Source organism: Streptomyces exfoliatus (assembly GCF_000725545.1).
In the GTDB taxonomy this organism is placed as follows: Bacteria; Actinomycetota; Actinomycetes; order Streptomycetales; family Streptomycetaceae; genus Streptomyces; species Streptomyces exfoliatus.
In genome coordinates this window covers 15,707-27,832 of sequence record NZ_JNZP01000041.1, presented here as the reverse complement: position 1 = coordinate 27,832, position 12,126 = coordinate 15,707, and the positions used below count along the sequence as shown (strand labels likewise).

Here is a 12,126-nt window from a genome sequence, read left to right as displayed (position 1 = left end):
ATGTTCGCGAGGTCGTCGTCGGTGATCGGGATGACCGAGTCCTTGTGGATCTCGTAGCCCTTGCCGATCTCGTCCTCGGTGAGGACCTGGCCGTCGCTCTCGCACGTCTTGCGGTACCGGACGCGACCGCCGTCCTCCAGGTGCACCTGCCGTAGCGAGACGTCGTGTTTCTCGGTCGCCGTCTCAAGCTTGATAGGTACCGTGACCAGGCCAAACGACACCGCTCCGGACCACAGGGGACGGGGCATCCGTGTTCCTCCAGGACCCCCCTGGACGTGCTTACAGGCTAGGCAGACCGGACCTGTGATCGCACGCCTCCGGGCCTACCGGGTGATGCGGACGCGGAGCTCGTACGGGGCGCCGCTGCTGATCGCGCAGGCCTGCTCGGCGAGGTCGGCGTCGGTGAAGCCGAGGAGCGCACGGTCGGCCGCCTCGCGGAGCAGCGGCACGATCTCGGCGACCGGGCGGCCGCGGTGCGAGGCGGCGAGCTCCGTGTAGGCCCGCTGGTACGGGGCGCCGTACGCGCTCGCGGGGTCGTGGAGGAGGTGGTGCATGTCCTGCGCACTGACCGTGATCTCACCCATGACCCGCTCCCTACGTCGCCGGGCCGACCGGTGCCGGCCCTCTCCTCATGACGCTACGAGCCGGGTCTGACAACGCCGCCCCGAGCCGGTCGGAGGTCATCCGCCATCGACGTGGTGGTACAGGATGACGGGAGTGGGGTCGGTGGCCGGCGCGTACTGACCAGTCGGGTCCGGTGGCTCCGCGTAGAACTCCTCGTCCGCCATGGCAAGGACCGAGGCGACCCGCCGGTCGGTCATCCGGGCCAGGCGCCGGACCAGGAACGTCTCGTCCTGCGCCTGGAAGCGGGGGATGGTCTGCAGGCGAGCGAGGAGCTGCGCGCGGGCCGGGTCCAGCTCGTGCGTCATGGCAGCACTTCTACCAGGGCTACTCACCGGGCCTGACCAGAACGACCTGAACGTCACTCACACCGTCCTCGGCGGCCTTGCGCGCCTTGTAGTCCTCGGCGGCGGCCAGCCCGTAGGTGACGGCCGCAGTAAATGCGTACACCTCATCCGCGGAAACGCGGCCGTTACCCCTGATGGGTGGCCCGCAGTCGCAGTAAATCCGGCATTTACCGCGGCACCGCTCTGCCTGTCCGATGAGCAACAGCAGAACCCCCTTGCCCGCTGATGCGTCATGGTGTCTCCTCAGGTAGCTGTCGACGCGTAGGGGGAGGGGTTTCATGGGCCGTCTCAAACGATGTGAACAGCCTGCCTGCCGACGGGTGGCACGCCAGCGTCCGTATCCGGAAGGCTTCATGTGCCGATGGTGTCGGCAACGCCACGAGGCTGAACGGCTCCGTCAAAAGAAGGCGCAGTACGCCGAGTCGGTACGGCGGGAACGTATGAAGGCGCACTACGAGGCCCGCGAGGCGGTTGCCCGCCTCGCTCGAAGAAGGCAGACGCCGCCAAGTGGGAAAGCTCTGCAGCCACCGGCGCCTGGCCCTCTGCGAGAGCTGGGCCCTGGCTGGTGGGACTCCGCATCGGGCGACCGCTGGTAGTGCGGGGTCGCCCCTTAGCGTCACGCAGCGCTACATGTCCCTTGGCCGTAGCTGTACGAGAACAGGGCCTACGCGCCTGTGGCCTCCCGTGGGGAGCCGGGAGGCGGGCGCGGCCCGGCCCCCTGCGGGCGACGCGGGGCCGGGCCGGCGGCCGCGCCGCAGGGGTCGGGATGCGGGGGCCGCTTGCGGTTCACCCTGCCACCGGGCCGGTCCGGTACGCCAGAGTCGTGCACGAACCAGCCTCCGGCATATGCGTCCAGGGATCGGCGGTGACCCGCGAGGCGCTGGTCGTCGTACGCCCCGGACCCCGTGGAGACCGCAGCAGGGGCCGCCTTCACCAGGCTGCGCTCAGGCGTCTGGCAGGACACACACCTCGTCCGGAATCAGCCGCACAGGAAGTGGCGTTCAACCCAGCCCTGGGAACGCATCGCCGAGCTGTATCTGCGCCCAGGAAGCTGGCAGGACGATGTGCGAATGCTGTGGCCGGTATGGCGGTCGAATGCATAGGTACAGAGCGCAGTTGCCGTCCTCATGGGTTATGGCTATCAGCTCCCCGGCTCTTCCATTGCTCGGCAACTCTGGGACCCCGTAGTCGATGCTGAAGGGGGCCTGGCTCGGTACGAGTTGGATCTGTCCGCGTGCATCCGCCTCGAACACGCCGCCCGATCCCTCGCTGCTCTTGCAGGTAATTCCTGCGGTTCGGCCCTCGAAGTCTCCACCTGATTCACTGTTGCCTTTGCACTTTATGCCGATGGTTCCCCCCTCGAAAATCCCGCCTGCCGCATTCGTGCTCCAGCTGTTCATGCCCGGACCGGTTTCGGCCTTTGCTCGGACGCCGGTTCGAATTCCCTCTCCGAATACGCCAGTTTTACCGAGGCCGTGGACTCCCTCGCTTTGGTTGCCTGTACCCTTCCCGTATATGGCGATGGGGCCCTCCCCTCGGACTCCTTGCCCTCCGCTCGCTTTGGACGTTCCCTCTACACCGATGTAGCCCTCCCCTTGCACCCCTGTGCCGTTGGCGCCGGAGACGTCGACGCCTTGGACGCCAATGCTGCCCTCACCTCGGACCCCGGGCCTTCCCGTGCCGAGGAGGCCTGCATATTTGGAGGACGTTCCCTTGACGCCGACACCCGTTTCACTCGTGCCTAGGACGCCGGTGCCATCACCCGCTCCGAGTGCGTAGATCGCGTTGTGGTGGAAATTTCCGTTGAGTAGGTCCGGATTTGGCTTGACTTCTATGATATTGGCGCCGTCGAAATGTTCCAGGACGTCCGGTCCGTGGTCGCCTTTCCTGCCAACCAGGTAGGTCGTCGACTTTGAGTTGTTGTATCCCTCGAGTTCCAGGTCGGCCATGATGTCAACCTCCGACTGCCTAATGGCATCCGAATTTCCCCTCTTTCAAGGTAGCCTGGGCGTGCTCGGGCGGCTTCTTCAGCGGCGGCCCGCGAGCCGCTGATCGTCGTACGCACCCGTCCCAGCCAGGGCCGCGGCGGGGTCTGCGAGCTCGGTGAGCGCGTGCACGGCGGCGTCCATGCGGTCTGGGGAGTCCATGCCGGGGATCCAGGTGACGAGCTGGCCCTCGAGACGAGGGTGTTCGCCGACGTGGTGGACGAGGCCCTGGGCGTAGAGTTGCGCGATCGGCTCGGCCCTGAGCCTCTTGCCCTGCTTGGCGTGGACTTCGATGATCGCGGGCATGAGTCGGCCCTTGGTCTCGCCCTTCTCGGCGAGTTCCTTCCAGGCCTGGGTGACGATCTGCTTGGCCATGTCGCCGCCGAAGTTGTTCTCGACGATGATCGCGTCGGCATCGACTTTGAGGGCGAGGCGGCAGGTCTTGTGTCCCCAGGTGTCGGCGCCCATCCGGCCTGACTCGTCCGCGACGACGTACATGTGGCCGTCGGCGGTGCGTCCGGCCGCGACCAGGCCGGTCTCGTCGTTGACGTCGTCGGCGCCGCCGGCATGGTCGACGGCGACGACGATGCGGGTCAGGTCGACGCCTCGGAACCCGACGGGGCCGATGCGGTTGTCGGTGATCCACGGCCACTTCCACACGCCGCCTTCGAGGGGGCGGGGCTTTTCTTGGAACAAGCTCCACCAGACGCGTTCACCGACTGCCGGCTCCGCACCACCTGCCAGTGCTGCACCCAGGGCCTGGACACCGAACGGAAGAGGTGCTGCGCCATCGGCGAGTGCTGCCAGAAGCAGCTGTCCGCTCTGACCGTGACCTACGTGCACTCTGTGCTCAAGTCGGCACTGGAACACGCCGTCCGCGAAGGCGAACTGCCCCGCAACGTCGCCCGCAACGTCAAGACCACCACGCACCAGCCCAGGCGCTTCCGTCCGCTCACCGCAGCCGAGGCCCGCCAGTTCCTCGACGCCGCCCGCGCCGACCGGCTGCACGCGCTGTATGAACTCGCCCTGCGCACCGGACTCCGCAAAGGTGAGCTCCTTGGCCTTCACTGGGAAGACCTCGACCTCACCACTGGAACGGCCAGCATCCACCGCTCACTCCAGCGCACCCGAACAGGCGGCCTCACCCACCTGCCCACCAAGACCCGCGCCTCCGAACGCCGCATCGCCCTCCCTACCGAATGCCTCCACTCCCTCAAGGAGCACAAGGGGCGGCAGGACAAGGAGCGAGAGACCGCTGAGTCAGCCTGGCAGGACAGCGGCCTCGTCTTCACCACCCCGACCGGCGGGCCTCTCGACCCTGCCAACCTCACCCGCCGCTTCCGCAGCTTCCTGGACCGGGCTGGACTCCGCCGCATCCGCTTCCACGACCTCCGCCACTCGACCGCCACCCTGCTCCTGGAGCAGGGGGTCGACCTCGTCGTGATCAAGGAGCTCCTGGGCCACGCCCACATCGGCGTCACCGCCGGCGTCTACGCCCACGTCCGACTCCGCCTCCAGCGCGACGCCATCGACACTCTGGGCCATGCTATCGGCAGCCAGGAAGACGACCCCGACCCACCAGTCGCGGCCGTCGTCCGCTGACGTTGCCGTCACCGTTGCCGTCAAACGACTCAGAAGCCCCACCAGAAACAAACTCTGGTGGGGCTTCCGGCGAGATAACTATCTTGCGGATTGATGCAACGTGGCACAACGCCACGCTGACATTGCGACATTATGCGCTTCCACCACGCCGGAACCTGCGCACTGTCCGCTCGCTCCACACCCTGGTGCCTAGTTCTCTATTCCACCGGGGTCGTTACCAACTCCTGAAAATTTCCTTTCGCCAGGGCTTCTACGACCCTGAAGATCTCGGCCCTTGTTACCGATCGGACGACCAGCAAGTTAGGAACGGCAAAATACGCGCGATCCGAATCCAGCTCATCATCGAGTTCTTGAACCAGGCGAGCCCGGTCGTAGACCGTAAGTTCGAATGATCGATTCCCTGCACTCACGACCACTCCCACCAGATAGCCTTTGGCCTCGGTCTCGGCCTCATAGCCATCGAGATAATCAGGAAATCTGACGTGGTACGACGTTGCCAAGTTCATCCGCCTCCACCGCACATGCATCGAATTTTCGATAGCTCCTCGGTGTACCTCGCCGGGGTTAGATTTGCCCCTGGCGAAGGTACGATTTCATAATGCCTCAGATCCTTGCCTCGTTGAATGACTCGAAGCGTGCTGGGCATAGATGCCGGATCAATTCCATGTGACTCGAAACCACGGCTCGTGATACTTCCAGGATTATCGAACAAGGAAACGCCGTGCGTTTCCTTAACGAATCCTGTTGCGGGGTCCACCTTGTAGTCGTTCGGTCTCGGCACAAAGCTCGGCCCTCCACCCTTGGCGCCGCGGTAATACTCCGCTGGCCCGCAGTTGGAATTGTGCACGAGTACCGGCGTCTCGCCCGCCAGCACATAGTACGTGTGTAGGTCGTCGACGGTCAGGTTGTAGGTCCGGGCGTGTTGCGTGTATGCGCGGTTCGCCAGGACTGTGACGGTGTCATTGTCGTCCGTAAGGAGCGTCATGCCCGATGTCAGGCGGCCGGCTTCGATCCAGTTGCTCTCGGAAGGAGACCAGAAGGGGTGCTCGTGTGTTGCGGTGAGTTTCTCGAGGCCGACTTCCGTGCCGATCGTGAGCTCATTGAAGTGCTTGTCGTCTTCAGTGACGATCAGGCGCGTTACCGTCCGCGGACCGGACTCACCCGTCAGGGGATCTGCTGCCAGGATTTCGTCGCCGGGCTCAATGTCCTCGATATTCTTCGTTGACCTGTCGGACATGAGAACGTCGGTTCCCGCGAGGAAGCACCTGGTGCAGTCGCCCTTCCCCTTGCCCGTGCCCTTGCCGGCGTGCCCCTTCAGCGGCCTTCCATTACCGTCGAAGCCGGCTGCCTCCGCGAAAGACAGAAGGCTCTTCCACTTTAGGTTGTCCGTGCACTCGACACCGTCTGTCAGGCAAGCAAAGTAGTGAGCCCTGAGCTTAAAGAATTCTGCTTCCATCCAGGTGCCAGGTTTGTAGCCCCACTTCTCGAGGTTCCGGTGGTAAGCCTCCAGATACTGCTCTTGTCCTATTTCGGGAACGGGGAGTGGATTACTTCCTGGGCCGTACTCCAGGTAGGTCGTTTCATTGACCGAAGTTTCCGATACCACTCCCTGGTTGGTCGCTCCACCATTACCACTTTCGCCACTCGACGGATCGGGCCTGTTGACCTCGGTTTCCGGGAATCCGCTACCGGACTCGCAGCGACCATTTACACCACAAGCGGGCATGAGGCCGGTGGGGTCGGAAAGTGTGGTCGGGTTGTTGTTGGCGTAGGTGTACCCGTTCATCTGGAGCGGGCTGGTGAAGTCGATGATGGGGTCGGCGGAGAGGAAGCGGCCGGTTTTCTGGTCGTATTCTCGGGCGCCGATGTGGGTGAGGCCGGTTGTGGTGTCGTCGATGCCTACGCCGAGGTAGCTGCGCTTGTTGGGCCAGGTGGTCGGCTTCGGGCCGCGGAGTTCGCCGTAGGGCTTGAAGCTGCGGCGGGTGACCGGCTGGCCGGTGGACAGTTCGACCGTGGTGTTGGCGGTGCCGAGGTGGTCGGTGATCAGGGCGCTGAGTGTGTGGCCCGTGGTGGTGCCGTTGGTGGTGCGTACGACGGTGGGGGCGCCTGCTTGGCCGTAGGAGCGGGAAGCCCGGGTGATCAGGCCGACCTTGTCGGTGGTGAGTTCCGTTTCGCCGAGGTAGAGGGTGCTGCCTGTGGGGGAGTTCTCCAGGAGGCGGTTGCCGGCGGCGTCGTAGACGTAGGTCGTCTTCGTGGCCGTGGTGCCCGTGCCTACGGTGTTCGACTCGAGCTTCTGCTCGGACGTCCACATGAGGTTCTGGTCCAGGGCGTCACCGGGGAAGCCGCGCGTTCGGGTCGTGCCCGTGGGGTTGTAGGTGTACGTGCTGCTCTTGGCGGTGTCTGCGGAAGCGACGGAGGCCAGTGTGTGGGGCTGGGTTGCTAGGTAGTTGTAGGTGTAGCTGGTGTTGTTGGCGGTGTTGCCGGCCGGGTCGTGGTCGGTGTGGGTGGCGCGGTTGCCGAGCCAGTCGTAGGTGAAGGACTGGCGGTAGGCGGTCGTGTCGGTGGCAATGGTGCCGGCGAAGGGTGCCGTGCCCGCGAGGCTGGCGGGTGCTGACGCGCCGGCCTGGTGGGCGGCGTCCGCAACCGGTCCGCTGGAGGAGGCACCGTCGAAGCGGTGGCCCCATGTGGCTCCCGATGCCGACTTGCAGCCGGTGCCGCCCACCGCTCCTTGTGTGACGGGCGGCGGTGTGATGGAGGAGGTCCAGGCGTTGACCAGCTGGCCCATGGCGTCGTAGGTGAAGCACTGGTTGTCCCAGGTCCTCACGGCCCCGTCGGCCAGCTCCCGGGCGCTGGCGGTGATCATGCCCGAGGTGTCGTAGGCGTACCGTGCGTCGGCGATGCGATGGTAGTTCGTCGCTTCCCGGTCGCTGACGGTGCGCTGGAGGCGGCCGGTGTGTTCGTCGACGAAGTTGGTGGTCCAGACGCGGTAGGGCTGGGCGCCGGAGACGGTGCGGAGGACTTCGCCGTAGGGGGAGTAGGTGATGTCGGTGGTGTACCAGCTGTGGCCGGAGGTGGACTCGGGAAGGCCGTCCTCGGTGTAGCGGGTGATGACCTTCTCGCTGTTCAGGCCACCCTTCGCGGGGAGCGTGACCGACAGCGGCTTTCCGGTGGGCGTGTACGTGTACGCGTACGAGTAGGTGCCCGACAGGCCCGTGGTCATGGTGTTCTGCGGGATGACCGTCTCGCGCCCGGTCGGCCGGTACTCGGTGTCGTAGCCCGTCACCCGGTCGATGTACTCGCCGGCGCTGGTGACCCGCTTCGACTCCCAGGGCAGGCCGAGTGCCCCGGTCATGTCGTAGGTGAACCTCTTGATCTGCGGGGCGGTCGTCGGCCCCCCGTTCACCTCGGTGATACGGCCGAGCGTGTCGTAGGTCGTCTTGGTCACCTGCTGGAGCTGGTCCTTCACCTCCACCGGGCGGTCGGCTTCGTCGTAGTGCGTCTCGGTGGTGCCAGTGTCGGGGTCGGTGGAGGAGGTCACCCGGCCCCGGGCGTCGTATATGTACGTCCAGGCGTTGCCGGCCGGGTCGGTGACGGAGGTGCGGTTGCCGCGCCGGTCGTAGCCGTACGTGGTCGTGCGGTAGGGACCGCTGCTGGCGAGGGTGGTGTAGTGGCGGATGTCGGTGACGCGGCCGAGGGCGTCAGAGGTGGTCGTCGTCTTCGGCACTGTGGAGCCGGGCGGGTCCACGGTGACGCTGTTGTCGACGTAGCCGGTGTACGAGGAGTACTTGGCGGTGGCGCCGTGGAAGGTGGTCTGGCGCGTGGCGCGTGCCAGGCCGTCGTAGACGGTCTTGACCCGGCTCGGTATGAGGGAGGCGGACTTGACCTCGAAGGCCTTGGTCTCGGGGTTGCCCTTGGCGAGGTATCCGCTGGTCTGCTCTGCGGGCAGGCCCTGGTCGTTGTACTTGGTGTCGCTGATGATCCGCCCAGGGCCGACGGCCTCGGACTGGGTCTGGACCTGCCGCATCAGCCCGTCGTAGACGGTGATCTGAGTGGCATACGTGCCGTCGTCCTTGAGGGACTTGACGGTGACCGCTGCCGGGCTGGTCTCGGTGGCGGTGGCGATGGCCGGTTGGTAGTCGATCTCGACGTTCGGGCTCTGGCTGCCGGAGGAGCGGGAGGCGGACCAGCCCTTGACCAGGCGGCCGAGTGCGTCGTACTGGGTACGGGTGACGCGGCCGTTGGGGTCGGTCACCGTCAGGGGCAGTGCTCGGCCGGGGTCGAAGGTCGTGGTGGTCTCGTGGACCTTGCCGTTGACGGTCTTGCTGGTCTTGACGGCGGTGACGGGGCCGCCCTCGTCACCGGGGGTGTACTCCGTCTCGGTCGTGCCCGAGCCGGGCGCGATGGTGGTACGGATCCGGCCCAGGGGGTCGTAGGTCGTGGTCGTGGTGACCGAGTGGGAGGTCCCGGTTCCGTCGATCTCGGAGACCTTGGTAGGCAGGCCCCTGGTGAGGGCGGCGCCGCCGTCGTAGGTGATCTCCACCGAGCCCTTCAGCTCCGTGGCGGGAATGGCCGTGTCGACGTTCGCGCAGGAGGTGGCGGTGGTGCGCTTGGACTGGGGCAGGCCGATCAGCCAGTCCGACGTGCTGTCGATGTACACGGTCTTGGTGCAGGTCTGCTCGGAGAGATTCTCCCCGCCGGTGCCGTTGGGCTTGACGACCGCGGTCTCCACCTTGGTCGGCAGGCCGTGCTCGTCGCGAGCCAGAGTGGCCGTCCGCACCGCCTGCCAGCTGGTGCCGATCGTCTGTATGGCGTCGGACTGCTTGACGCTGATCCTGTGAGCGACGAGTGGTCCGGGGTCGCTGCCGTCCTCGGCCTCGCGGCTTCGCGAAGCGGTCGGTGTGGACTCCGGAACGCTCAGGGTGCGGCTGACGACCTTCGGCATGCCGCCGGCCGGCCTGTCGGAGTTGAGATAGCTGATGGTCTCCGAGGTCATGCCCGCGTACTGCGGCTCGTTGGCCACTGGCAGGGCCTTGCCCGTGGAGTCCTTGATCTCGCCGCCGATCCCCTGGAAGTAGCGGGCCTCGGAGAACGACTGTGACTGCGGGGTGTACCACGTGCCGTCGCCGACACTGCTGCCCTTGGTGACGGTGACCCTGCCATAGCCGCGCCAGTCGCTGTAGGTGCGCAGTGCCGGGCGGGTGAATTCGTCGTTGCTCTTCGCCCAGGCCGGTCCGTAGTACCGGTACTTGGTGTAGATGGGCTTGCTGAAGGGCGAGGTGACCTTGTCGGTTTCGGTGATCGAGTCGACGACGTACTTGTTGAACCAGGCCTTGGCCGGTGTCTTCTCTTCACCGTCAGGGGACCAGCGCACCGGGTAGCAGTACGTGTTGGCCTGCCCCTTGTCCTCGGCCGGTTCGGTCGCGCAGCCTCCCGCGTACTCGACTTCGATGCTGCCGCCGGTTTCGGTCGCCACCGTGCCGATGCGAGGGCGCGTGAACGGAGGCCGCTTGTCAGCCTCGCCGGTGGGAACGAGATTGCGGAGCTGCTGGTCCTTGAGCCGGCCTCGCAGCGGGGAGGTGGTCCCCACGGTGTACTTGGCGAAGCTGACGCCGTCCTTGGACTGCTTGGTGCCGGTGGTGTCACCGGGGCCGAAGCCGGTCCGGGTGATGGAGTTGAGCCACAGGCCTGGGGAGGAGTCGTACCAGTCCTCGGGGAAGGACTGGTAGAGGTTCCAGGTGTCGACCTTGCCCAGGCTCGTCTGGCCGGCCCGTGCCGCCCATGTCGTCACGGCGCCTAGACGCATCTGGGTCCAGAACGAGGGGAACGCGGGGCAGAGGGTTGAGGTGGACTTGCAGTTCAGCGCGCCCGGGGTGTCCCACCACGCGCGGTAGGCACCGGCGTCGCCCGTCTTGTCGAAGTTGGCGGGGGCGCAGACCGTGTCGGACTTGAGGCAACGCTGCTGTACGCCGAATTCGACCTTCGCGGCCGGATTGGTCAGGGTGCCCGCGCGCATCCCGTACTCGATGCTCGTGGGGTACGCGAACCGGTCGTACTGTTCCGGGGTCTTCCGCTTCTCTCGGACCGCGTAGTGGTTCTTCTCCTGGGTCCAGTTGATGACCATCACGTTGCCGTGAACGTCGACGACCTTGTCGAGGCCCCAGCGCCATGCCTGCTTGCTCGTCCCGCACCGGGAGTTGGCGAACGTCTCCTGGTAGCAGGGTTCGGTCGGGTGGTTGCCGAAGACGGGCACGGTGGAGACGGAGTTCGTATTGGCGTGGCCGCCGTCGACCTTGTTCTGGCCGAAGTAGTACTTGGTTCCGTCGGTCGTGGTGACGACCCAGTACTCGCCGTTGTTGTCGCCGTTCGTGCCGCCCGTGTGGCGCTGGATCCGGGTGCCGTCGTCGTTCTGGGAGCGGTACGTCTCGGTGCCGGTCTCGGCATTGGTGGTCGCCGCGTCGTCGCGCACCAGTTCAGTGGTCTTGCCGCCGAGTGACATCACGGCGTTGTAGGACACCCAGCACAGGTCGCTGGTCTTGTCGGCCTTGGCGGTGTTGTTGGGTACACCGGCCTTGAGAGTCTTGGTGTCGTCCTTGCAGGCGCGGTAGCGGCGCTCGATGTGACCCGGGTCGTAGTCCCAGCCCTCACCGATCCACGAGGCCTGAGGGGAGGAGACGGAGGTCTTTCCGTCCACCGTCTGCGAGCTGTAATTGAACGACACGTTAGGTGCGGGCCCGGCCGGCGTGGGCGGGATGACCAGGGGGTAGCTCCAGGTGAAGGCACCGGAGGAGCCTCCCGCCGACCACTTGCCGCTCGAGGCGAGCGGGGTCGCCTTGAACGAGCCCCCGTTGCCGGCGCCCGAGTCGACGGCGCCGACGACGGCCTTGTCACCGCCGGTCGCCGTGGGCGTCGCGGTGGTGTAGGACGCCTGCATCATCGCGGGCCCGGAGGAGGAAGTGCCGCCGGTGAAGGATGCGGGCGCCGTCGTGCCGTCGGCTGCCGTGTCGACGGTCGCGGTGATCGAGTCGGCGCCGGCGTCGTTGACCGATTCCAGTTCCGTGTACGCCTGGCACGCCTCTTCGAGCGGCGTGGTCAGGTAGCACTCGGGGAACTGGACGAGGCGCAGACGGGAGGACCAGTCGGCGCCGTAGAGATTCTCGAACGAGCTGTAGTCCAGCTGCACCTTGATGGGCACGGACCCGGTGGTGGGCGCCTCGACGGTCACGAGTGTGCCGACCGTCAGCGCGCGGTCCATACCGGCGGTGATCTCTTTGGTCCGGTCGATGACCGTGGCCGCCCAGGTTCCGGTGGGCATGGGCTGGCCATCGGCCTGGCCGAGCCTGACCGGGACGCCGGGAACCGGCTTCGGTTCAGCTGTCGTCTCGGCAGCCGTCTCCGTCATCAGAGCGGCACTGAGGACGGTACCGAAGGAAACAGTGCCCGTGCTCGCCGGCGGCGGCGTCGTGGTCCCGGTAGGGGCCTGCTGGAGGTCTGGCGGAACCTCTTCCTTGAGCGTCTCGAGGTCCTTCTCGAGCGTCTCGCCCTCGACCGGCTTCTCCGTCTCGATGGCTTCG

8 protein-coding genes and 1 pseudogene are annotated in these 12,126 nt (G+C 66.1%); 1 reads left to right on the top strand and 8 read right to left on the bottom strand.

From position 1 onward, the window contains the following. The 6 genes from IO20_RS0131925 to IO20_RS37090 all read right to left on the bottom strand — a co-directional run. Positions 1 to 248: Ku protein (locus IO20_RS0131925; RefSeq protein WP_031127768.1), on the bottom strand; the 248-nt coding region annotated here is incomplete at its 3' end. Positions 249 to 323: 75 nt separating this feature from the next. Beyond that, complete coding sequence (locus IO20_RS0131920) at positions 324 to 584, bottom strand: hypothetical protein (protein WP_030556382.1); 261 nt, start codon at positions 582 to 584, stop codon at positions 324 to 326. A gap of 96 nt (positions 585 to 680) precedes the next feature. Further along, complete coding sequence (locus IO20_RS0131915) at positions 681 to 929, bottom strand: hypothetical protein (RefSeq protein WP_030556380.1); 249 nt, start codon at positions 927 to 929, stop codon at positions 681 to 683. 19 nt (positions 930 to 948) lie between these two features. Next, positions 949 to 1,071, bottom strand: coding sequence for a hypothetical protein (locus IO20_RS42065; RefSeq protein WP_281181691.1), 123 nt, complete (start codon positions 1,069 to 1,071; stop codon positions 949 to 951). Positions 1,072 to 1,969: 898 nt separating this feature from the next. Next, positions 1,970 to 2,917, bottom strand: coding sequence for a hypothetical protein (locus IO20_RS40505; protein WP_157850836.1), 948 nt, complete (start codon positions 2,915 to 2,917; stop codon positions 1,970 to 1,972). A 78-nt stretch (positions 2,918 to 2,995) separates the two neighbouring features. Further along, the gene (locus IO20_RS37090; protein WP_157850835.1) at positions 2,996 to 3,649 is read right to left on the bottom strand and encodes a hypothetical protein; all 654 of its coding nucleotides are present in this window, start codon (positions 3,647 to 3,649) and stop codon (positions 2,996 to 2,998) included. 27 nt (positions 3,650 to 3,676) lie between these two features. Between IO20_RS37090 and IO20_RS0131900 the strand changes: the two are divergent. Further along, a pseudogene (locus IO20_RS0131900) lies at positions 3,677 to 4,555 on the top strand (tyrosine-type recombinase/integrase); the annotation flags it as partial. 197 nt (positions 4,556 to 4,752) lie between these two features. Here the strand turns inward: IO20_RS0131900 and IO20_RS40500 are convergent. Together IO20_RS40500 and IO20_RS0131895 are read right to left on the bottom strand one after the other, a co-directional pair. Further along, positions 4,753 to 5,061: a hypothetical protein gene (locus IO20_RS40500; protein ID WP_007264378.1), complete on the bottom strand. Its 309-nt coding sequence runs from the start codon at positions 5,059 to 5,061 to the stop codon at positions 4,753 to 4,755. Next, positions 5,058 to 11,954 (bottom strand): polymorphic toxin-type HINT domain-containing protein, encoded by a 6,897-nt coding sequence (locus IO20_RS0131895; protein ID WP_245685131.1) that lies wholly within the window; start codon positions 11,952 to 11,954, stop codon positions 5,058 to 5,060. Before IO20_RS0131895 ends, IO20_RS40500 begins: the two co-directional genes overlap by 4 nt. Positions 11,955 to 12,126 lie beyond the last annotated feature (172 nt).